The 24007-nt window shown below is 43.0% G+C and carries 18 protein-coding genes; 9 read left to right on the top strand and 9 right to left on the bottom strand.

From position 1 onward, the window contains the following. Window positions 1-42: 42 nt before the first annotated feature. On the bottom strand, window positions 43-1263 hold the full coding sequence (locus ACTCNA_RS01065) for a dipeptidase (RefSeq protein ID WP_462946042.1): 1221 nt from the start codon (window positions 1261-1263) through the stop codon (window positions 43-45). A gap of 138 nt (window positions 1264-1401) precedes the next feature. On the opposite strand from ACTCNA_RS01065, the gene ACTCNA_RS01060 reads away from it, so the two are divergent. Continuing rightward, a complete protein-coding gene (locus ACTCNA_RS01060) occupies window positions 1402-2490 on the top strand; it encodes a DUF3810 domain-containing protein (protein ID WP_462946041.1) in 1089 nt (362 codons plus the stop codon). 30 nt (window positions 2491-2520) lie between these two features. After that, window positions 2521-3354, top strand: a complete 834-nt coding sequence (locus tag ACTCNA_RS01055) for an MBL fold metallo-hydrolase (protein WP_462946040.1) — start codon at window positions 2521-2523, stop codon at window positions 3352-3354. A 294-nt stretch (window positions 3355-3648) separates the two neighbouring features. Here the strand turns inward: ACTCNA_RS01055 and ACTCNA_RS01050 are convergent, their stop codons facing one another. The 3 genes from ACTCNA_RS01050 to rlmN all read right to left on the bottom strand — a co-directional run bounded on the left by ACTCNA_RS01050 (window position 3649) and on the right by rlmN (window position 5714). Then, the gene (locus ACTCNA_RS01050) at window positions 3649-3837 is read right to left on the bottom strand and encodes a helix-turn-helix domain-containing protein (protein ID WP_462946039.1); all 189 of its coding nucleotides are present in this window, start codon (window positions 3835-3837) and stop codon (window positions 3649-3651) included. Between the two features lie 3 nt (window positions 3838-3840). Next, window positions 3841-4620, bottom strand: coding sequence for a hypothetical protein (locus tag ACTCNA_RS01045; protein WP_462946038.1), 780 nt, complete (start codon window positions 4618-4620; stop codon window positions 3841-3843). A 65-nt stretch (window positions 4621-4685) separates the two neighbouring features. After that, window positions 4686-5714 (bottom strand): dual-specificity RNA methyltransferase RlmN, encoded by a 1029-nt coding sequence (gene rlmN, locus ACTCNA_RS01040; protein WP_462946037.1) that lies wholly within the window; start codon window positions 5712-5714, stop codon window positions 4686-4688. A gap of 260 nt (window positions 5715-5974) precedes the next feature. Here rlmN and ACTCNA_RS01035 point away from each other — a divergent pair, with 260 nt between their 5' ends. Together ACTCNA_RS01035 and ACTCNA_RS01030 are read left to right on the top strand one after the other, a co-directional pair. Then, window positions 5975-6517, top strand: coding sequence for a hypothetical protein (locus tag ACTCNA_RS01035; protein WP_462946036.1), 543 nt, complete (start codon window positions 5975-5977; stop codon window positions 6515-6517). A gap of 49 nt (window positions 6518-6566) precedes the next feature. Next, window positions 6567-7100 (top strand): hypothetical protein, encoded by a 534-nt coding sequence (locus ACTCNA_RS01030; RefSeq protein WP_462946035.1) that lies wholly within the window; start codon window positions 6567-6569, stop codon window positions 7098-7100. Window positions 7101-7153: 53 nt separating this feature from the next. Here the strand turns inward: ACTCNA_RS01030 and kbl are convergent, their stop codons facing one another. Further along, complete coding sequence (kbl, locus tag ACTCNA_RS01025) at window positions 7154-8341, bottom strand: glycine C-acetyltransferase (RefSeq protein ID WP_462946034.1); 1188 nt, start codon at window positions 8339-8341, stop codon at window positions 7154-7156. Window positions 8342-8705: 364 nt separating this feature from the next. Here kbl and hydG point away from each other — a divergent pair, with 364 nt between their 5' ends. From hydG to ACTCNA_RS01005, 4 genes are all read left to right on the top strand, one after another. Continuing rightward, window positions 8706-10244 (top strand): [FeFe] hydrogenase H-cluster radical SAM maturase HydG, encoded by a 1539-nt coding sequence (hydG, locus tag ACTCNA_RS01020; protein ID WP_462946033.1) that lies wholly within the window; start codon window positions 8706-8708, stop codon window positions 10242-10244. Further along, the gene (locus ACTCNA_RS01015; protein ID WP_462946032.1) at window positions 10219-10536 is read left to right on the top strand and encodes a hypothetical protein; all 318 of its coding nucleotides are present in this window, start codon (window positions 10219-10221) and stop codon (window positions 10534-10536) included. Before hydG ends, ACTCNA_RS01015 begins: the two co-directional genes overlap by 26 nt. 88 nt (window positions 10537-10624) lie before the next feature. Further along, window positions 10625-12154 carry a glutamate--tRNA ligase gene (gltX, locus tag ACTCNA_RS01010; protein ID WP_462946031.1) on the top strand — a complete coding sequence of 510 codons (1530 nt, stop codon included), beginning with the start codon at window positions 10625-10627 and terminating at the stop codon, window positions 12152-12154. A 260-nt stretch (window positions 12155-12414) separates the two neighbouring features. Further along, complete coding sequence (locus ACTCNA_RS01005) at window positions 12415-15360, top strand: TOTE conflict system archaeo-eukaryotic primase domain-containing protein (RefSeq protein ID WP_462946030.1); 2946 nt, start codon at window positions 12415-12417, stop codon at window positions 15358-15360. Window positions 15361-15372: 12 nt separating this feature from the next. Here the strand turns inward: ACTCNA_RS01005 and ACTCNA_RS01000 are convergent, their stop codons facing one another. The 4 genes from ACTCNA_RS01000 to ACTCNA_RS00985 form a co-directional block, all read right to left on the bottom strand. Beyond that, on the bottom strand, window positions 15373-16635 hold the full coding sequence (locus tag ACTCNA_RS01000) for a hypothetical protein (protein ID WP_462946029.1): 1263 nt from the start codon (window positions 16633-16635) through the stop codon (window positions 15373-15375). Between the two features lie 437 nt (window positions 16636-17072). Beyond that, on the bottom strand, window positions 17073-17195 hold the full coding sequence (locus ACTCNA_RS00995) for a hypothetical protein (protein WP_462946028.1): 123 nt from the start codon (window positions 17193-17195) through the stop codon (window positions 17073-17075). Window positions 17196-17345: 150 nt separating this feature from the next. Beyond that, window positions 17346-20039, bottom strand: coding sequence for a DEAD/DEAH box helicase (locus tag ACTCNA_RS00990; protein WP_462946027.1), 2694 nt, complete (start codon window positions 20037-20039; stop codon window positions 17346-17348). A gap of 307 nt (window positions 20040-20346) precedes the next feature. Continuing rightward, entirely contained in the window at window positions 20347-20550 is a 204-nt protein-coding gene (locus ACTCNA_RS00985; RefSeq protein ID WP_462946026.1) for a hypothetical protein, read from the bottom strand. A 413-nt stretch (window positions 20551-20963) separates the two neighbouring features. On the opposite strand from ACTCNA_RS00985, the gene ACTCNA_RS00980 reads away from it, so the two are divergent. Continuing rightward, window positions 20964-23996, top strand: coding sequence for an ankyrin repeat domain-containing protein (locus ACTCNA_RS00980; RefSeq protein WP_462946025.1), 3033 nt, complete (start codon window positions 20964-20966; stop codon window positions 23994-23996). Window positions 23997-24007 lie beyond the last annotated feature (11 nt).

The raw sequence follows: 24007 nt of genomic DNA, 5'->3' as shown, positions 1-24007 counted from the left end.
AAGAATTGTTAAACGAAGTAATCTTTGAATTAACCTAAAAATTTATTTCTCCGCCAGCTCCTCCACCTCCCTGAATACCCTGAAAAAATTGCCGCCCCACACTTTCAGGATTTCCTCTTCGGTGTAGCCGCGTTGAAGCATTTCGCGGGTAATGTTGGGCATCTGGCTCACATCTTCGCAGTCGGCCAGGCCGCCGCCGCCGTCAAAATCGCTGCCAATGCCCACGTAGTCGATTCCCACCAGGTTTTTCACGTGGTCGATGTGGTCCACCAAATCGGCAACAGTAGGCAGTTCTTTGGGGTATTTCTCCTGTGTTTTGCGCCACAAATCCCGAAATGCTTCCTTCTTTTCATCGCTCATCGATTCAAATTCGGAATTGTAAATATCTCGCAACACCTGCATTTTTTTGTAATTTACCGTGGTGGCGTCCGGGTCTTTCACATAATCGTCGAGCAGGCAAATCTGGATAACTCCACCGTTTTTGGCCAGCGCTTTTATCATTTCATCGGTCATGTTACGCGGATGTTTTGCAATGGCACGCACGCTGGAATGTGAAGCAATTACGGGGGCTTCGCTCAGCTCAATCACATCAAAAAACGATTTGTCGGAAATGTGCGAAACGTCGATCATCATTCCCAGCCGGTTCATCTCCTTCACCACGTCTTCTCCAAATTCGCTCAGCCCGTTATGTTCCGGACCGTCGCGGTCGGTTGACGAGTCGCAAATATCATTATTGGAGGAGTGGCACAATGTGATGTACCGCACCCCGCGGTTGTAAAACTCCTTTACCCGCGACAAATCTTTTCCCAGCGGAAAACCGTTTTCCATGCCAATGTAAATGGCACGTTTGCCCGAACTTTCTATTCGTGCCGCATCGTCAGCAGCCAGTGCAATTTCAGCCCTTTCGCTGTAATTATTGCAGCTTTCGTAGGTAGCATCAATCATTTCGTGCGCGCGTTTGTATGCACTTTCAGTATTTTCAGGTGTCCGTTCGCGCTGACCGGTAAAAGCAGCAAAAAATATGGCATCCAGTCCGCCCTCTTCCATGCGCACAAAATCAACACGACTGCGGGGCGCCTCGTTACGTTCGCCAATATCGAAGCCATCGTTAAGCAGTGCCATTGGAGTATCTACATGGGTATCGACAGTTAAAGCTTTTTTATGAATTTCTGCAACTTGTTCATCTGTTATAGTTCCTTTTTCGGGAGAAAGGTTGGAAAAAAGAAAACCGGTTACGAGCAATAAAACACCTCTTTTAAACATTTGTCTGAAACTAATTTGAATTACAAAATGCAATAATAACAAAAAGGATGGTATTTTATCAGCTCAATTCATATTCTTTGGTGCTTTATTATACTGAACAACGACGACTAATTCCCGTCATTTTATATTTTTGGGTGCATGAATTTTCTAAAAACAAAAACTAATTTTCCGTGGTGGCTGGTTTTGCCGGTGCTGGCTGTTTTTACATTTGTGTTAACCGAACTGGCTGCACGCCACCCTGCCAGCGTTGAAGCAGTTTACACGCATAAAATTTATCCGGTTGTTGCCTCAACATTTTCTGTAATTAGCAGCCTGATTCCTTTTTCGCTTACCGACCTGTTTTACAGCTTTTTAATCGTATTTTTTATTTTTTTGATTGCTCTTTTAATTTTCAAAAAGATTAAATGGAAATCCGCCGGAAAAATTGTTTTAAACACCCTGGCTGCGGTGTACATCAGTTTTTATTTATTGTGGGGATTCAATTATTACCGGAACGATGTGAGCCAACGTTTGAAAATTTCAGAACAAACCGCCAATCCAGAACAATTTTTAGATGTACTCGAACACCTGATAACGCAACTAAATGATTCATACACTGAATTTTACAATTTTGATGAAGAAACTGCTGATTCGCTGGTTGAAGCTTCATATCGTGAACTGGCACCAATGCTGAATATTCCCTACCCTGCCGGAAAAAGAAGGGCGAAAAACATCATCTTCAGCCGGTTTTTTGCAGGGGCCGGCATTTCGGGTTATTTCGGTCCTTTTTTCAATGAAATCCATATCAACAAACACCTTTTACCGGTGGAGTACCCGTTTATTCTGGCGCACGAAAAAGCGCACCAGTTTGGCGTAACCAGCGAAGCCGAAGCCAGTTTTTACGCGTGGCTGGTTTGCACGAACAGTCCGTCGAAACAATTAAGGTATTCGGCTAACCTTTATGTATTCAGGTATTTTCTGTATCACGGCATGCACCTCGAACAGCTTTCGGAAATAACATCGCAACTGGATGTCCAGGTTAAAACTGATTTTCAGAAAATACGCGAACACTGGATGGAACTGCGGAATGAAAAAATTGACCACGCTGCTTCGAAAATGAACGATGCCTACCTGAAAACCAACAAAGTGGAAAAGGGAATTGAAGACTATCACGGCGTAGTAAAGCATGTGATGGATTTTTCGCTCGATTCGGCTTTTCAAAGGAAATGGAATTTGAATTCAGAGTAAAAAAACTTTATCTTTACTAAAACCACAAATATGAAACTCATCCCAATTTCAGCCGGACATTTTCACTGCGACGGAGGTGCACTTTTTGGTGTCATTCCCAAGGTATTGTGGAACAAAGTTTACCCGGCCGACGAAAATAACTTTACAAAACTGGCGCTGCGTTGCCTGCTGGTTGATCAGGGTGAACGTAAAATCCTGATTGAAACCGGAATCGGCAACCACTATTCCGAAAAGCACCTGAAAAATAATGGAGTTGGCGGATTGGATCAACTTGAAAAATCGCTCTCAGAAAACGGGTATTCACCCAACGATATTACCGATGTTCTGCTCACCCACCTGCACTGGGACCATGCCACAGGAGCAGTGAAGAATGAGGACGGACAACTGCAACTTCGCTTTCCGAACGCCACGCACTGGTGTAGTAAAACCCAGTGGGAGCATTCCAAAATTTCCAATCCGCGCGAAAGTGCTGCTTATCACACCGAAGTGTTAAATTTTATGATGGATTCGGGGAAACTGAACCTTGTGAAAAGCGAAGGCCAAGTGTTCCCGGGAATTAAAGTCCGTTTTTTTGATGGGCACACGCCGGGACAAATGTTGCCGTTTATTCAGTTTGAAGAAAAAACCGTGGTTTACACTTCCGACCTGGTGCCCACCACTGCCAACGTTCCGCTGCTTTGGGTGGCGGCTTACGATTTGAACCCGGTGGAAGTAATGCAGGAAAAGGAAAAGTTTTTGGAAGAAGTTGCTGAAAAAAATTACATCCTGTTTTTCGAACACGATTTTTACAACGAAACGGCAACGATTGAAAAAGGAGAAAAAGAGTTCCGGGTGAAAGAAATGAACCCGGTAAAACCGGATTGATTGCCGACAACAATTTTCTAAACTTGCCAAATTTAGCTAAATACAGGAACTGAACTTGCCGAATTTAGATTTTTCATGAACTACTTCAAAAAGTAAATGGTCTGTATTATGCAAATGCAATACCCCAAACTACTGTCGAGTCAAATGTAGAATGTAGGAATTGTCATTTCGAAACCTGAGGTACGAAGGTGAGCCCGCCTGAATGACTTCGTCGGGCAGGAACGGGCAGGAAATCTAATTATTACAGCAGATTTCTCCCTACGGTCGAAATGACAGTTCAAAGTTGACATGACACTATAAATAATCAGCAAACTTATCGTCGAAGTGCTGATTGAACCACTTATCGATCACCGATTTTTTAAACCGCCACTCTTTCCCCAGCTTGGCAGCAGGTATTTTATTATTTTGCGCCCAGGTATAAATAGTCTGGGGCTTTACTTTCAGGTATTTTGCAACTTCTTCCAGTGTCATTATTTCCTCCATAACTTAATCTTTCAAAAAATATGAAAAATCTGCTGTATCTTTTTGTTCAGTCGGTGGCTGATTAATATCTGTTTTATTTAAATCACTGTCTTCCGTTTCCTGCCCCGAAAAAAGCTGGTCGAAAGAATAAACAATGGCCGTGTAAAAATTGCCCTGGTATTTTCGGAACAATTTGAAATCCTCGTTTTTATCGCCGAGGAAAGGGCGCAGGTTCCACGAAAGCTGGATGCCCACAAACGCCAGGATAACAATCCACACTTTAAAAACCGTTACGCCAATCTGCGGGTAAACATTCTTTTTGTCGCAGGCAAATTTCAGTGCCTCCAGTATCAGTTTCATCCCAAAAAATCCGGCAAAAATAAAAACTGCCACATGCAAAAGCTGCAGAAAATGGTAATTGTTCCCGGTAATTTGAAAGAAAATAATTACCGGAACAAACGACAATGTTATAGTTGAAGCCAGCACAAAGCCACTTAAAACAATCCCCACCATCTTCCGGAAACTCATTTTTGACCCCAGTACCTGTTGAATAATGAAAAACGAGGGGAAACAAATAAGTAAGGTTGTAATAAAAAGCACCATCATTTTAAGCCCGGCTACCAGCGCCTGCAAAGTACTGTGATAGCTGCCCATTACCAGTCCGTAAATAAACCCGAACAGGCAAATAATAAGCAGTTGCTTAAAAATTAACCGGTTCGATTGCTTACTATCAATTTCAGCAAAATAGGATTCTTTGTCTTGCAGTACATTAAATACTTCCCTCATTTTTTTGAAAGCTGTCATTTTATTTTGATTTTCCTGTAAAATTAAGAAGTATTTTATTGTTTTGAAAATTTTATTACTGTTTTTTATTGTTTGTTGGGTAACAACTCTTTCGTGGAAAGCAATCCGCACGCAGCGTAAATATCCTGTCCGCGGGAGGCACGGATGGTGGTGAAAATTCCTTTTTGGTTGAGCTGATCTTTAAATCGCTGGATGGTTTCTTCGCCCGGGCTTTTCAGCGGGGTGCCCGGAACCGGGTGGAAACGGATGAGGTTGATGCGGCATTTCAGCCCACTGAGCAAACGGGCCAACTCTTTCACATGGCGCGGAGAATCGTTCAAACCTTCAAACAAAATATATTCGAACGACACACGACGTTGCCGGCCAAAATCCCGGTTTTTAATTTCAGCAATCACTTCTTCAATGGGGTAAGCCACTTCCACCGGCATCAAATTGCGGCGTTCGTCGTTAAACGGGGTGTGCAAACTCACAGCGAGGTGTGCTTCGCTTTCCTCCAAAAACTTCAGCATGGCCGGAATTATTCCAATTGTTGAAACTGTAATCCGGCGGGGGCTCATGGCAAATCCCCAGTCGGCTGTAAGAATTTCAATGCTTTTCAGCACCTCATCGAGATTATCGAACGGTTCGCCCATGCCCATGTAAACGATGTTGGAAACCTCATCGGCTTCGTCGATGCTTTTGATTTGATTCACAATTTCGCCGGCCGTAAGTTGCCCCTGGAAACCCTGTTTGCCGGTCATGCAAAACAGGCATCCCATTTTGCAGCCCACCTGCGAACTCACGCAAACCGTGTTACGATCGCGCTCAGGAATCATCGCCGTTTCAATAAATTTCTGCTGAAAAGTGGGGAACAGGTATTTTTTGGTACCGTCGGTGCTGGCTTGAATTTCTGATGGCGGTGTCAGCCCGAACTCATACTTTTCGTTGAGCAGCTCCCGCGCTTTTTTGGAAAGATTGGTCATTTCGTCAATTGATGAAATATCCTTTTTGTAGAGCCAGTCGGCAATTTGTTTGGCTGTGAATTTAGGCAAACCAAGTTCTACTGCAACTCCCTGCAATTCAGTCAATATCTTTCCAAAAAGCTTTTCCTTCATAATGAACAATTTGGTGCAAAGATAGGGGAATTTCAAACTAATCCGTTAAAAGCAAAATTGGTTTTCTCCGGGAAAAAAGTAATCGGTGATTTTCAATCTCCAAAATTCATTATTGGCTAATAACGATATTCACATCTTGTATTTTTTTGATAAAAAGAAAGTTACAAAACACCGGATTTAAAATAAGTGGCGTAAAATTTTGAATTCACCATATTTTTCACTAACATCATAAAAGGAATTTGAATAAAAAAACAAAATTTATGGGAATATTAAAATCACTATTTGGAAAACCGGGGAACCCTGTACAAAATGCAATTATTTACATTGAACCCGAAAAAAGCGACATTCCGGTTGCGTTTCAAAAAACAGGTAAGGCGGGTGGAGCTACTTTTGCCCACCTGAACAAAGGCATGTACCGGATAATAATGGCTCTCCCACCCCAAAAAGGGAAACGGGCAAACGAAAGCGAAGATTTACCCGATGATTTGCAGGTAGGCTATCATAAAGACAAAAAAATTTACTTTGTGAGAGAACCGGGCGGATTTTTTACGATTCGTTTTTCGAATCTGAAAAATCTTTATGATGATAACATAACGCCCTTGTACGAAACCGATAAAAATGATCCGGGCCGTCTGGTTGCGGGAAAATTCGAAGTTGACGGCAAATTTGGAAGCATAACCATGAAAGTTTCAGCCCTGACAGAAAGTTCATTTGAAAATCTCATTGAAAAATACACTGAAGATGTGAAAATGGTTATCATCAGGAACGAAGCACCTGTAATTGACGAAGAAGAAAACAGTTAGCTGCAACAAAAAAAACATAGTCTGTATTCAACAGTTATTTTTTAATTGCATGAAAACTTTACTGTTCATATTCATCGTTATTTTTCCCTTTTGGACGAGCCAACGAGCCTCCTTTGTCAATTTTTTTCTTGAATCGGGCACAGGAAGGGGAACAGTGGCTTTTCAGCAAACCGGCCAAAAAGGGATGGTTTCGTTCGAATACCTCGATGCAGGCTCTTATTATTTACTGGTAAAATTTCCTCAACAACGGGGCAAATGGATTGAAGAGAATCCCCGGCAAAGCACAATGACAAAAGCAGCTTACGACCCCGGCAAAAAAACCTATTACTACCAGGGAACTGAAGGCTATTTTTCAATAAAATTCAGTGGATTGCGAAAAATTGATTCTGAAAATTTCCGGCCCGTGTTTAGTGAAATAAGGTCGGAAGACGGAACAAAAATTAACGTGGTGCAATTTCAAACGCATAAAAAAAACGGAAGGATAAAAATTCGGGTCAAAAAACTTACGGCTGCCCAGTTTAAGCGGAAAGCCGAAAAAGCAGAACATGATATTTCCACGCTTTCCATCCGGGGAATAAAATAAAAACTGCCGGACAATAATTCATCCGGCAGCCATTCATTTTCTATTTATAAGCATCAGATGATCTTTAACTCTTTCCCTACTTTTATAAATGCCTCAACTGTTTTATCGATTTGTTCGGTAGTGTGTGCCGCCGAGAGCTGAACACGGATTCTGGCTTTTCCTTTTGGAACAACCGGGTAAACAAAACCAATCACATAAACCCCTTCTTTCAGCAACTCATCGGCAAATTTCACCGCCAGCGGGGCATCGTAAATCATCACTGGCACAATGGCAGTGTTGCCTTTTACTAAATCGAATCCGGCAGCTTCCATTTTTTCGCGGAAATGTTTGGCATTGGCCATTGTTTTTGCCGGAAGATCGCTCGATTCAGAAAGCATATCGATGACTTTAAGTGTAGCTCCTACTGTTGACGGTGCCAGCGTATTTGAAAACAGGTACGGACGCGAACGCTGACGCAGCATATCAATGATTTCCTTCCGGCCCGAAGTACAGCCGCCGTTTCCGCCACCCATGGCTTTCCCGAATGTTGTGGTGATGATATCAATTTTCCCGAGCAGCCCGAAATACTCGGCGGTTCCGCGACCGGCTTCGCCGATGTATCCGGTGGCATGCGAATCGTCCACCATTACCAGCGCATCGTATTTATCGGCCAGTTCAACAATTCCAGGAAGGTTGGCCATGTCGCCGTCCATTGAAAAAACGCCGTCGGTAACTATGAGCCGGTATTTGGCATCCGACGCATCTTTCAGGCACTGTTCCAGTTCTTCCATGTTGGAATGTTTGTAGCGAAAACGCTGCGCTTTACACAGCCGCACACCATCGATGATGGAAGCATGGTTCAATTCATCGGAAATAATAGCCGATTCCGGTCCGAGCAACGGCTCAAAAACTCCGCCGTTGGCATCGAAACAGGCACAGTACAAAATGGTATCTTCAGTGCCCAAAAATTCGGAAACCTTTTCTTCCAGTTCTTTATGAATCTGCTGAGTTCCGCAGATAAACCGCACCGATGAAAGACCGAATCCCCAGTCATTCATAATATCCTGTGCCGCTTTTACAACTTCCGGATGATTGGCCAGACCGAGGTAGTTGTTGGCGCAAAAATTCAATACTTTTTGTTCCCCTCCTACTTCAATTTCAGAACTTTGCGAGGAAGTAATAATCCGTTCGGCTTTGTATAACCCCTGTTCTTTCAGTTCTTCGAGGGTGTTTTGCAGGTCTTGTTTTATTTTTCCGTACATGTCCTGTTTTTTACTATTATTTTATGATTAGAAAACCTTCAGTCACGAAATCCCTTTTTCCTGTTAGCTTATTCTCAGCAGATATATGCCTGCTGCCAATTTATTTCCGGGAAAAGCAACATTATCAAATACAAAATAAAAGAAAGACACGGAATTAAAGGGTGATAAAAAACAGAAATCTGCGTTTTTTCTGAAAGCATATACCAAAAGGGATGCGGCAATCTTGCAAAGGAAAAAAACCTGCTTTTCAACATCAAACATTTGAAATACAGCAGAATTATTATAGCTTTGTTTCATGCTGAGGGAAGCGCTTTTTCCGGTTCCCAAAGATTGAATTTATTATCTGATCCAAAGGAGAAAACTGATGGAAAAGAGCATGAATAGTGTAACAGCCTGGGCCAAGAAGGTCGTTAAACAAGAAGAGATAGACAAATACCTCATCGGGGGTAAAGACTTTATCGATGAAAGAAAAATTTTCAGACAACTGGAAAAAAATAAAAATCCCGATAAGCAGCGCATCCGCGACATTCTGCAAAAATCACTTTCCATCGAACGGCTGAACCCTGATGAAACGGCCGCCCTGCTGGATGTGGAAGACGAAGATTTACTGCAGGAAATGTATGAAACTGCATTGGAAGTGAAACGCCGGGTGTACGACAACCGGATTGTGTTTTTCGCCCCGCTTTACTGCTCCAACTTGTGTGTTAACTCGTGCCTGTACTGCGGGTTCCGTAAAGAAAACCCGGAAGAGAAACGCCGGACACTTACCATGGAAGAGATCAGGGAAGAAACCCGGATAATGACCCGCGAGGGACACAAACGGATGATCATCGTATTCGGCGAGCATCCGCGCAGCGATGCCGACTATATTGTGGATGCCATTAAAGCGGTTTACTCGGTGAAAGAAAAGTCGCCTAACGGACCAGGTTACGGGAATATCCGCAGGATTAACGTGAATGCCGCCCCGATGGACATTGCCAGGCTCCGGCAGCTATGGGAAGCCGGCATCGGCACGTTTCAGGTTTTCCAGGAGACCTACCACAAACCTACTTACAAAACCGTACATCCGCACGGACCGAAGGCTGACTACCGCTGGCGGCTTTATGCCTTGCACCGGGCTATGGAGACCGGCATCGACGATGTGGCCACCGGTGCCTTATTCGGCATTTACGACTGGAAATTCGAGGTAATGGGATTGCTTTATCATGCGATGGACCTGGAACGGCAATTTAACATCGGCCCGCACACCATTTCGTTTCCGCGCCTTACGCCGGCCAGCGGCTCGGAACTGAGTACCAACTCGAAATACCTGGTACAAGACAAGGATATGAAAAAGCTGGTAGCCATCCTGCGGTTATCGGTTCCTTACACCGGGCTAATCTGTACGGTGCGGGAAAAGCCCGAAATGCACCTCGACCTGATGTCGGTGGGATGCACCCAAACCGATGCCTCGAGCAATATCGGGATTGGCGGTTACACCGAAGCCATGAAGGAGAAGGCACGGAAGCAGGCAAAAATGCTCAGCCAGAATAAAAGTAATCAGCAATTTACCCTGAACGATACCCGCAGCCTTGATGAAATGAGCCGCGATCTGGCCAAACTGGGTATGATTTCGTCGTTTTGCACCGCGGGTTACCGTTGCGGCCGTACCGGCAATAAAATTATGGAGTTGCTGACAAGCTGCAAAGAAGGAAAATTCTGCAAGCTCAACGCCGTGCTTACTTACCGCGAATTCCTCGATGATTATGCCTCGGAAGCTACACGGAAAGCCGGAGAAGAGCTCATCCGCAAAGAGCTGGGTGAAATCGGCAAAATGCCCTTCTATCAGCAGGGAAAACTACACACAAGCTTTTTGAAAAGGTATGAAAAAACCTGCCATGGAGAAAGAGACATTTTTATCTGATCAGATTTATCAAATTTTTGAGACCACCGGGACACTGAAAAGCCGCTTAGACGAGTTGGCTCAAAAGCTGAAAAAAGTGTTGGGCGTGCAGGTCTATTTTTGTGAGATTATCGGCAACCGCTGGTCGTTTTTTGCCGGCGACATGACGCTTGACATCCCGCAGCACCGCCTTTGGCTCAATAAAAAATTTGGTATGATGGCAGGAGAAATCCGGTGCCCGGAACAGGAGTGGACCGAGGCAGTGGAACAGGTGAAAAATATTTTAAACAGAGAAAAAGCAGGTTGGTTGTAAAAACGTGGAATTTGTCGTCCTCCCCTTCCTTCAAACTTTAACTTCTCATTTTCTTCTTCTATCTTTGCAGCGAATTCAAAAAAAAGCAATGAGCAATCAAAAAATACGGGTGCGTTTTGCACCAAGCCCAACCGGGCCGCTGCACATGGGCGGTGTGAGAACCGCTTTGTTTAACTACCTGTTTGCCAAAAAACACGACGGCGATTTTATTCTTCGGATTGAAGACACCGACCAGAACCGGTTTGTGCCGGGAGCGCAGGAGTACATTGAAGAAAGCCTCGAATGGTGCGGACTGATTCCCGATGAAGGTCCGAAAGCAGGAGGGGACTTTGGGCCTTATCGCCAAAGCGACCGCAGGGAATTGTATAAAAAATATGCCGATCAACTGGTTGAATCGGGTTGGGCGTACATTGCTTTTGACACGCCAGAAGAGATGGAACAGCTCCGTAAAGAGACCGAAGCCAAAAAAGAAACATTTTCGTACGGAATTTCTACCCGGAACACTTTAAATAACTCATTGAATTTACCGGCAGAAGAAGTTGAACAAAAAATTGCCGCCGGTGAAAAATTTGTTGTCCGGTTTAAAATGCCTGAAAATGAAAATGTGACAGAAAATGACATCATCCGCGGAAAAGTTACTTTCAACACCAACATCCTCGACGACAAGGTGCTGTTTAAATCCGACGGAATGCCAACTTATCATCTGGCCAACGTGGTGGATGATCATTTAATGGGAATTACCCACGTCATCCGCGGCGAAGAGTGGCTGTCGTCAATGCCCTTGCACGTGATGCTTTACAAAGCACTCGGCTGGGAAGATACCAAACCCGAATTTGCGCACCTGCCACTCATTTTAAAACCGCAGGGCAAAGGGAAGCTCAGTAAACGCGACGGCGATAAAATGGGATTCCCCGTTTTCCCGCTGGAATGGAAAGATCCAAGAACCGGCGCGGTTTCGATAGGTTACCGCGAAGAAGGATATTTCCCGGAGGCGTTTGTCAACCTGCTGGCCATGCTGGGCTGGAACCCCGGAACCGAGCAGGAATTTTTCACTTTGGAAGAACTCATTGAGCAGTTTGATTTAAGCCGCGTGGTGAAATCCGGCTCGCGATTCAATCCCGAAAAAGCAAAGTGGTTCAACAATCACTATTTTCAGCAAAAATCGGAAAAAGAACTGGCCGAACTTTTCAAACCTGTTCTGGAGGGAAAAGGCATTTCGGCCAATGATGAAAAAGTGGAACGTATTGTTGCTGAAGTAAAAGAGCGCTGCGAATTTGTTTCCGACCTGTGGAACCAGAGCTACTACTTTTTTGTGACACCCGAAGTGTACGACGAGAAAACCATAAAAAAGCGCTGGAAGGAAGATACTCCGGAAAAACTTTCAGAAATAATCAACGTTTTTGAATCGGTTGCAACGTGGGAAGCGGCTTCAATCAAAGAACAGTTTTCCGCTTTCATGAATGAGAAAGAGTGGGGTTTTGGCGCTGTAATGAACCCGCTGCGGCTCTGCCTGGTGGGCGGAAATACGGGGCCTGATTTGTTTGTGATTTGCGAAATACTGGGAAAAGAGGAAACAATTTCAAGGATTAAAAAAGGAATTGCAAATATTAGCAATTAGTTTTTATCCATGAAAATTTAAAGTTGCTTTTTAACCTCCATTATTCATAAATAAAGGGAGTTTGTCACCTATGTCAGGGCAAAGGAACTTTACGAGAAAGGTTACTGCGCCCACGGGTTAATACCTCATCGTACAATTGGGGCATCGAAAATGGGAAAAATTACGAACCGTAATTACCCAAAGTATTGCAATATTTGCGTTTATGAATTAATCAGGCTATTTTCCTCAGATTAAGATTCTTGCTATTTTTACAAAAATGAATGGCTGCCTATTTTATGGACTTCAATGAATTGACAGAAAAATACCGCACACTGCAAGCTGAAAACCAGCAGCTTAAAGAAAGAATACAACAGCTTGAAAATCAAACCGGGAAGAAGCCTGCAACTGAAAAAGTTGAACAAGTTATAAGGAACCGGCCAAAAACAAATAACCTTGCTATTGCCTCGGATGAAATGGAAACCAAAGCCATCGACAAACAATCATCTCCAACTGATAAAATCAAATTGTTCAAGTCGCTTTTTAAAGGCCGCAAAGATGTTTTTGCAACCCGGTGGGAAAACAACAAAAAAGGAACTTCGGGTTATTCACCAGCCTGCGGCAATGAATGGTTGCCGGGAATCTGCCAAAAACCGAAAGTAAAATGCTCGGCCTGCAAAAACAAAAATTTCCTGAAGCTGAACAGTCAGGCCATTGAAAATCATTTGCGGGGAAAAATTGTTGCCGGGATTTATCCGCTGCTTCCGGATGAAACCTGCTGGTTTTTAGCGATTGATTTCGATGGGGAAGAATGGCAAAAAGATATTAAAACCATAAGGAAAGTTTGTTCAGAGTTTAAAATTCCCATTGCAGTGGAACGCTCCCGTTCGGGAAATGGCGCTCATGCCTGGTTTTTCTTTGAGCAGCCTGTTCCGGCGTTTGAGGCCAGGAAATTGGGGAGCGCCCTGCTCACTTATTCAATGAACCAACGACATGAAATTGCTTTTAAATCGTACGACAGGTTTTTCCCCAACCAGGATACCATGCCCAAAGGCGGCTTTGGGAATTTGATTGCACTGCCGCTGCAAAAAGCGGCCCGTGAAAAGGACAACAGCGTTTTTATCGATGAAAATTTCAGGCCTTTCAATGATCAATGGGCATTTTTATCTTCTGTTGAAAAGTTGCCACAAGGAAATATAGAATCCTTTACCGAACAGTTAAGCCAGGGGAGTGAACTCGGGATTCTTAAAGAAGAAGACGAAGGAACCAAACCCTCAAAACCGTGGGAAAGAAATAAGGAAATTCTCCATAAAAAAGATTTTCCCAAAACCATTGAAGTTGTAAAAGCCAATATGCTTTTCATTCCCAAAAAAGGGATTTCTGCCAAAGCCTTGAACCGGATAAAACGACTGGCCGCTTTCAAAAACCCGGAATTTTACAAAGCCCAGGCCATGCGGCTTTCCACGTTCAACAAACCGCGGATCATTTCATGTGCCGATGAAACCAGCGATTATATTTGTTTGCCACGCGGATGCGGGCAGGAGTTGAAAAATTTATTAGATGAAATTAAGGTGAAATCAACCTGGATTGACAAAACAAATGCAGGCCGGAAAATTGATGTAACGTTTAACGGCACACTCAGGGAAGAACAACCCTTTGCGGTGGTAAATATGCTGGCTAACAACACGGGTGTACTTTGTGGAACCACAGCATTCGGCAAAACCGTGGCAGCCATAAAAATCATTGCCGAAAAAAAAGTAAACACCCTCATTTTGGTGAACAAAGTAAGCCTGGTCAATCAGTGGAAAGAAAGACTGAACGAATTCCTGACCGTGAATGAACAGATTGAAACGAAAGGCAAACGGGGTAAAAAGACCCAAAGTATTTTTGGCCAGATTGGCGGAGGCAAACAAACCCGCAATGGCATCATCGACATTGCCATCATGCAGTCGTTATCCCGAATGGGTGAAGTAAAGGAGTTTGTAAAAGATTACGGAATGGTGATTGTGGATGAATGCCACCATGTCCCGGCGTTCAGTTTTGAATCGATCCTTAAAAATATTTCCGCAAAATATGTATATGGATTAACCGCCACACCATCGCGAAAAGATGGCCACCACCCCATCATTTTTATGCACTGCGGGCCCGTCCGTTATCGCGATGATGCAAAAAAACAGGCAGAAAAAAGGCCGTTTGATCATTACATTGTTCCCCGGTTTACTTCTTTCAGAATTCACTCTCTAACAGAAAAAGAGGAAAAAGAGTGGACCATTCAGGAATTGTATGCTGAAATAGTAAAAAACGAAATCAGAAATCAACTGATTGTGGACGATGTGGTGAAATGCTACCAAAAAGATAAAAATTGCATTGTCCTCACCGAACGGGTGGAGCATGTAAAAATACTGTCTGAAATGTTACGGAAAAAAATCCCGGATGCCATTTCTGTTACCGGCGGAATGGGAAATAAAGATACCCGGGAAATCCTGCATAAAATCTCGGAATCTCCAAAAGATAAACCGGTAACTATTATCGCAACCGGCCGTTTTATTGGCGAGGGTTTCGACGAACCCCGGCTCGATACTTTGTTTCTTGCGATGCCCATTTCGTGGAAAGGGACGCTTCAGCAATATGCAGGCCGTTTGCACCGGCTGTCCGAGGCGAAAAAAGAAGCGCTTATTTTCGATTATATCGACATCCATGTGCGAATGTTTGAACGGATGTACAACCGGCGGCTGTCGGGTTATGCTTCCATCGGTTATAAAATGAAAGGCGAGCTTTTCTCTGTACCAAATGAAAAAGAAGAAAATGTGGACATTATCTTCGACAAAAGCAATTTCTTTCCTGTTTTCTCAAGCGATATTAATCATGCAACCCGCGAAGTTCTGATTGTAAGCCCGTTTGTTACCAAACGAAGGACACAGCAAATCATGCGGAACCTGGAGCCCGCCCTTGCCAAAAAGGTGAAAGTTACTGTGGTAACCCGTCCGGCGGAAGATTTTCAAAACAAAGATTTAACCGCCTGGAACGAAGCAATCGAACATATAGAAACTACCGGCATTCGCCTGGTTTACAAACCGAACATCCATCAGAAATTTGCTGTCATCGACCAAAAAATCGTTTGGTACGGCAGCATCAACCTCCTCAGCTATGGCAGCGCCGAAGAGAGCATGATGCGGATTGAGAGCAATAAAATTGCGTATGAATTAATAGGGAGTTTGGAGAAAACATGATAATCTTTGGGTTCAACTGCCAATCTCAATTCTCTCCAGCGGATACCACTGCGCCTTTTCCACAACAGACGGAACTATTTCTTTATCTGAATCTAAATTCATGAAGTCGATAATGCGATCTTCTTCGGGGAAAAGACTGTGGCAATACCGCGGGAAAACTGTATCGGGAACTATGCCGATAAAATCTTCACCGGTAACCATGCGAACAATTTCATCCGCATCCCGCAGTTCAAACGGAATCTTATTTTCATAAAATGCCACAGCCATTCTCACCGTTTCCTCAACCCGAACAATACTCGATCCTGCCAAACCGAAAATCCATTTCCCGTCCTTTTTTAAAACATAAAGCGAAATATGGGTAGAATTTCCACCCCGACAAATTTCCCACGGATGAGCTCCCATCCGGCTTCCGCTGTTGTACCACTCGTTAAAAGCCTCAGGCGAATCCCCGTCAATATCTCGTAATCCGGCATCCCGGCCATCTGCAAAGCTTAAATATTTATCCCGGGGCGAAAGTATTTCTGCGCTATTCTTAAAGTAACCATTGGCATCGTAACCTATCTCACAAACCCTGAAATACAAATTGGCCGTCATTTCCGGCAACAACGGAAACTGGTTTTCTTTTGTACGGGTCACTGCCATTTTCAGCTTTTCAATCAGTTCATTTCCCAGCTTAAGGTCAGGCCTGATGGTTTCGCTGCCCATTATCTCCCAAAAATCCTTTCTGCGTATTTTACCCAACCTTTTCGACCAGGAGAGGTTTTGCTGAATGTAAGAATTGTAAGCATCCGCATCTTTTTTGAGTTTTTCTGTTTCATTAGTTATCTTCTCAAAAAGCCATCCGGCGAAACGCTCATAATATTCCAGATTCCAACCTGTTGTAGCATCTTCTTCCCGAAATTCATTTTCTTTAACCGTCCACAATAGTTTTCCACCAAAATAGAAATACAAATTATCCTCATATTTAGCCGTCTGAAATTTGTACCATTTGGTAGATTCCGGATAATAGTCTTTCCAAAGTTGTTCGAAATCTTCACGGGTTTCAACCTCGCCGCCATCTTTATATTCTTCAAAATTTCCGAAAGCTTCTATTGGTCCTCTGTCCACTTCCAGCCAGGTTTCTCTTAGTTCATCGTCGCCAACAGGTTTCACGCAACTTAAAACAGCATAAATATTTTTCAGGCTTTGATAAATATCAGAGTTTATCGGAGCAGTTTCCCGGTTGACGTTGCCGATGATATTATCGATTTCTGGTGCAAAAAGTTGTGTTTTCATGACTTCGCGATTTTATTTTATTGAGTTAGGCACTTTGTAAATATGTTTGATAATTTGAAAATGGGGTTAAAACCCCTTAACCATCTGTATTCCACAAATCCGTTCACTAAAGTGAACGGCAATTTATACATCAATTCCAATTTTGTTGGTTATTTATTGCCGTCTGCTTCCTGCCCGTCCGGTCAGGCGGGTAGCTGACGGATTTTATAAGTTTCTGTTGAATACGGCTTTAGCCACATTTTTATTTGTATCTGTTAAATGCCTAATTCAATTATTTTATTCATAATAAACCATTTATTTGAATAGCGCAATAAAATCAACCGGACGATATACAGGCAAGTCTGAATGGACGAAATCGGAGGTATTATTGGTAAGAATCACATCCATTTTGTTGGTTTCTGCCAGTGAATTTATCAGGGCATCTTCAAAATTAACATTTATTCGGCACGGCTGGCATACATTTCGTCTCTTAAGGTTTTGTAATCTTTTTTTTGCAGTTCGTCACTAACTTCTATGCCTTCAAGCAATAAATCCAATTCATGCGGTAATTCATAATCCATTTCGGCTTTTTGTCTTTCCAGTTTTATCAGATTTTGCAGGTAATTCTCAATAATACCTGAAAAATGGACAACCTGCCAGCCAATCCTCTCAGCTATGGTTGTGCCTGTGTTCCCTTTACGCGCTTAGCGGATCGAACCGCTTAGCGCTTTTTACAACGGCAGTTTAAACTTCATGGTCACCTCGCCGGTTTCTTTGTTTACCTCAATTTTCTGGCCTTCCATACCCATCTCTTTTCCGGTGGTCATTTTAAACAAGCCCGAAAGGAACTGCATTCCGTTGTTCATCACCTGCTCCAAATCTTCGGCACCGGTATTCCCGCCCTGGCCGTTACCACCTGTGTTTTCTTCAGGAGCAGCGATCGGTTCTTCCTGCGGTTCGGTAGCGTCTTCGGAGAGGTCGATTTCATCGGATGGCTTTTGTTGGGCGGCCTCTTCCTGCAAGGTTTCAGTTTCTTCCGGGACTTCAGATTTTTCCAAAATATCCGGTTCGGTTTGTTTAATTTCATTCACAAATTCTTCCAGTTGCTGAATGAATTGTGAGCGGCCTTTGGTGCTGAAATCCACAAAATTGGTTTGCCCGCCTTCGCCCAGCACGCCGTCGAACAGGCTCTGTTTTACCAGCAACCCCGAGGCAATTTTCATTTCGATGGAATTGCGGGTGATGAAATTATAGATGGTGAGTTTGTTGCTTTTCTGTCCAATCCGGTCGATGCGGCCAATGCGCTGGTTCTTTTTGGCCGGATTCCACGGGAGCTCGAAATTGATAAGCGTATCGGCCACCTGCAGGTTCAGTCCCGAGCCGCCGGCTTCGGTCGATAAAAATATTTTGTACTGCGGGTTGGTTTCAAATTTGCGGATGAGTTCGCCACGCGATTTTACCGGTATTTTCCCGTTCAGTTCCACGAACCCGATTTTGTTTTCACGGAGGATTTTCCCGATGAGTTTGTGTACTTTCACCCATTCCGAAAAAATAATGATTTTGGTATCCCGGTTGGGTACATCTAATTTTTCAATTAGAATATGTTGCAACTCTTCCAGTTTGGGCGATTCGTTGGTTTCGTCGTCAATCAGGTAAGTGGAATCGCACACCATGCGCATGCTGGCCAGCAGCAGTTGCATTTTTTGCATATCGTAAGGAGTCAGGAATTTTTTGCGCAGGATGGAGGCAATTCCCCTGGCATACGAGCCGTGGTAATCGGCCTGCAGCGGCGAAAGTTCCACCGGGATATCGTGTTGCTGCAGATTGGGCAATTGGTCGATTACTTTACGTTTTTCGCGCCGGAGCAATATTTTCTCTAATTTTTTATTGAGTTTCTGAAGGTTGTAGTAGCCGTTTATTTTATTGTGGCGGTCGGGGTCGAACAGGCAGTGCTGGTACGAAAACTCCCAAAGCGGCCCGAAAAATTGGGGATCGAGAATGCCCATCACCGAAAAAATATCGATGAGCCGGTTTTCGATAGGCGTGCCGGTGATGGCCAGTTTATGTTTGGCCTCTAACCGTTTCAGCGAAGCAGCAGTTTTGGTTTCGTAGTTTTTGGCGCGTTGTACCTCATCGAGAATCAGGAAATCGATACCGGCATTGTTGATGGCCCGCTGGTCGCGCAGCACGGTTTCGTAATTCACGATAAAAAAGAAATGCTCGCTGCTTTTGTATTGTACAACCCTTTCATCGGGAAATCCCTGCACCACGAGCGCCTTTTCATCCGAAAATTTCTCCACCTCTTTTTTCCACTGCTCTTTCAGCGATGCCGGGCAAACTACCAGTATTTTTTCAAACCCGAAAATTCGCTTTTTCAAAATGGCAGTGGCAATGGCCTGGATGGTTTTTCCCAGCCCCATTTCATCGGCAATAATGGCATTTTTTCGAAAAAGGGCGAACTCAACGCCTTCTTTTTGATAGGGGTAAAGATCGGCATGTACCATACTAAAATCAGGGATGTGCCGGTCGCGCAGGCTCATCAGCATCTCCTGCTCAAAAGCTGCTTCCACCTTTTCGGACACCTCGGGCCGGATGCGGATGTGTGGAAAATCGGCAGCTTCTTCAATAAACCTGAGAAACCCGGTAATTTGCGCATCCTCAATACAGTTGGCATTTTTAAAATACCTCGAAATCAGCAGTTGCTCGTCAACCGGAAGTTTGTGCGGATAATGCCAGGTAATTTTATAATCGTTGAGCGGGTCGCAATAAACTTCCACAAACGGGTACGTTTTGCTTAGCCGGTTGTAAAGCGTTTTATTTTCTTTTAACTTTCTGAATGCAAACATGATGTGTTTGGTAGTACCCAGCTTGTTCAGCTTAGCATCCATGCTGTCGCTGTAACCGGTTTCGTTTTCAAAATCGCGCAGGAACACTTTGTATTTTACACCTCGTTCATTAGTCAGGATGTGGTCGCCGTAAATATTACCGGCCCATTTGATACGGTATTCAGCTTTATCCGCTTTTTGTCGCCGCTCGGCCAGCACCCGCTTGATCATTCCCTGGCGGGTATATTTTTTATGCTCCAAATGTTCTTTTGGGTTAAGCAGTTGCGTTTCGTTTTCCACCTGCAACAGGCAGGCATACGCGTACTTGTCCCATTCAACCGGGTCTTTGCCACAATGTGGAAAAATTGCGCCGGACGCTGCTTCATCGCTATCCTCTTCCGGCAATTCAATATTGAGGGTATATTCGGCAATTTCATTTTCCCGCTCGTCAGCCACAATCAGTTCGAAACGCGATACCGACTGCGCCAGCACCTGGCACTGCCCGTTGTTGAAAATGATTTCGCCCAACGCCTGTTCCTGTGGGCTGAGTATGGTTTGCAACTTCTCTTTTTGCGCGGAAACGACCTCTTTTATTTGCATCGGTATATCTGTTTTTTCATGAATCTGAATTCAAAGTTGTAAAGCAAGTATAATGAATACTTTTGATTTAAAACAGCTTTTCTAAAAGTTCCTTTTTCGATAATTGAAAATGGTCGGCAATATCCGACAAAATATTGGAAAGAGTCCCGATTCTCAGAGGCTTATGGTATGGTATCGTAACATGATGAATTCCGTTCTCTTTTGTTGTAAGTCGGAATGTGGCTTCCTGATTGCCGGGTAATTTGATAACCGAATTTTCCGATTATTTTGATTAATTCATAACCAGTAATATCCCGTGGGATTTTCTTCATGCCGCAAAAACTTCTTCTTTTGTAAAATGTATCCGGATAATCTTTGGGGAATCCTCATCAAAATGGCAATGAATTGCGTCCCGAATGTTTTCTTTAATCTCTTCGTAAGTATCTCCTTCTACAAAAATGGAATACCCCAGGGCCCTTCCTTCATAACCCCCCTCAGGTGATTCTTTCACAATAAATATGATCTCATTCATTTTCGTTCAATTTATTGAATACAAATATAGTGATTAGTTTTGTGTTTTAAACGGCTGGTTGGAATGGAATAAAATACCTACAAGAACCTTCTTGCTCGTGGAATTATTAGGCTTTTTTATTGCGATTTTTACCTCGCAAAAAAATGGATTCAGGAAAATAATCGAACTGGAAGGGATTGGAAGAATAGGTAATTTAAACAAATGTTTTAATTACGAAACCTAATTGAAGATCTGGTTAACAAGATGCAGGCAACCGGGGAAATAATCCTAAAATTGAACCCTGAAGTATCGTGTTTTTAACCTTTTCTGTTTTCGATTCACAAAGCAATCACTTGCAATGCATTAAATAAAAGTTATTGCTAAATTGCACGCTGAATGCTAATATTTTCCATTTTTTAAAATTGATTTTTTTTATGAATATACTGTACCTTAACGATATAGATTATTCAAAGGTGAAAAAACAGTTCAGCAAAACAGTTGAATTTCTTGAAAACAATGATTTCAATTCCGCAGAAATTAAAAAATTACCCGGGAGGGATTTTTACCGGGCAAAACTCGATTATGAAAACCGGTTACTTTTTAAATTTGCGAGATACAATAATCAAACCTACATTTTATTGCTGGAAGTTATTTACAACCATAACTATGAAAAATCACGGTTCCTGAGGGGGGCAAAAATTGACGAAAGCAAATTAAGGGAATCGGTAAATGAAGCACAGGTTCCCGGGGAAGATATCGTTGAACTGAACTATGTAAACCCACATAGCAACCGGTTTCATTTGCTCAACAAGGCGCTCTCTTTCGACAATATACAGCAAAATATTTTTACCGTTAAGCCGCCGGTAGTTATCGTTGGGTCGGCAGGCAGCGGTAAAACGGTGCTTACGCTCGAAAAAATAAAACAACTGAAAGGCGATGTATTGTATGTTACCCTTTCACCATTCCTGGTTGATAATTCATCAATGCTTTACTACTCCGGCAACTACATCAACGAAAAGCAGAATGTCGATTTCCTCAGCTTCCGGGAATTTCTCGAAACGCTAAAAATTACTACCGGGAAAGAGGTGGACTTCAAAGATTTTAACGACTGGTTGCAACCCCGGAAACATTCCTTCGGGATTAAAGATACATACAAACTGTTTGAAGAATTTAAAGGGGTAATAACGGGCCTCGATATTTCCAAACCTTTTCTAAGTAAAGATGAGTACCTTCAACTGGGGGTGAAACAATCCATTTTCCTGAAAAGCGAGCGTGAAAAAGTTTATGAAGTATTTATTAAATATACAGAATTTTTAAACGATAATGGTTTTTACGATTTGAACATTGTGTCGTTTAACTGGCTACAATACTGCCATCCGAAATATGACTTTATTGTTATCGATGAAGTGCAGGATTTTACAAATATCCAGTTATACCTTGTGCTGCAATCATTAAAAACCCCCGGCAATTTTATCCTGTGCGGCGATTCGAACCAGGTTGTCCACCCCAACTTTTTTTCGTGGACAAACGTAAAAACAATGTTTTACAAGCACGACATTGCCGAAAGCAAAATCAGTGTTTTGCGTACCAATTACCGGAACTCAGCCGAGGTCACTACTATTGCCAACAAACTGCTGAAGATAAAAAATGCCCGTTTTGGCTCTATCGACCGGGAGAGTAATTTTCTGGTGGAACCATTAAAAGAAAACAGGGGCCTGGTAAATTATTACATTGACTCGGAAGCCAGACGTAAACAACTCAACGACAGTACAATGCGCTCTACAAAATATGCCTTACTGGTAATGAACCGCGAAGAAAAGGCCGCTGCCCGGAAGGTATTCAAAACCCCGCTGCTTTTTTCTGTCCAGGAAGCGAAAGGCCTTGAATATGAAAACATTATACTCCTAAATTTTATAAGCAACTACAGCCGCGAGTTTAACGAAATAGCACAGGGTGTTTCGACAAAAGACCTTGAAAATGACGATATGGATTTTTCGCGGGGGAAAGATAAGGCCGACAAATCGCTCGATGCATACAAATTTTATATTAATTCGTTGTACGTGGGTATAACCCGGTCTGTTAAAAACCTTTATATTCTCGAATCATCTTCAAAACATACTATTTTATCCCTTCTCGGGCTTGTCGAAACAAAAGAAAAAATAAACATCAAAGAAGAAGTTTCATCTTTGGAAGAATGGAACGAAGAGGCACGTAAGCTTGAAATGCAGGGGAAAAAAGAACAGGCCGACGATATTAAAAAGAATATACTCGAACTGAAAAAGCCCGACTGGGAACCGATTACCCACGAAAGCCTTGGTAAGCTGAAAGAGAATGCGTTAGACCCTGAGATTTACAATAAAAAAGCAAAAGACCTGTTGTTTATGTATGCCTTGCTGTATAACGACCACGACAGCATTTCCAGGCTGGCCGGGCTAAAATACAAAAGAGCAGAACACCCCGAATACGAACGCAATACCATTAACCGAAAATACTACAGCAACTACAATAACGACAATGTAAAGGGAGTTGAGCAGGAAATTAGGAAATATGGCGTTAATTACCGCGATCAGTTCAACCTTACACCTTTGCTGGCAGCGGCTGAAAACGGAAGTATAAAAATCCTCAATTTTTTGCTGAATCAAAATGCCGATACAGATGTGATGGATAATAACGGAAGAAACCCTTTCCGGGTTGCCATTAACAAATTATATTTTTCGCCTCAGTCGATTACCAAACTGGAAGATATTTTTTCGCGGATACTTACCAATTCTGTCAGGATTAAAGTAGCCGACAGGATGGTGAAAATCCCGAACAGAAAGATGGAATATTTCCTGTTAAATATTTTTATGGCCTTGCAGGATGCAATTATTAACAACAGCAGGGGCCATTGGGAGGAAAAGGGTGTGAAAGCTGCTGATTTGGAGAAAGTTATTTCCCCGTATCCTGAAGATATTATGCCTGACTACCGCAAAAAACGAAATTACATCTCATCGCTTTTGGCCAAAAATGAAATAGACAGCAATAACCCATACAATAACGGTTTGTTCCTGCGGGTCGAACGGGGCTACTATTGCCTTAACCCCAACCTGTCGGTTTGGGTTGAAGACAAATGGGTAAATATTTATGAGCTTACAGGGTTAACCAGAATTAAAATATTAACCGAAGAGGAGAAGCATTTCCGGACAATTGATAAGCTGATTGCAGATATTGATGAGATTAAAAAGATAGATCCGGAATTTGCCGCACAGCGGGAAAAAACGTTGTTGGAATACAAACAAAAATTGATGGAAGCTTGGGAGGAAAAAAAGAAAATTGAGGAGACTGGCCAGCATCCGAAAACTAACAGGGAAAGTAAATTATTGCAGGAAAAAAAAGAAACAAAGGAACAGCAGAAACAGAAGGAGAAGGAAGAGGCAGAGGAAAAACGCCGGAAAGCCGATGAATCACAATATAAATTGCCGTTTTAACGATGATTGAC

Source organism: Tangfeifania sp., from assembly GCF_055108615.1.
This window is presented reverse-complemented; position numbering and strand designations above follow the sequence as displayed.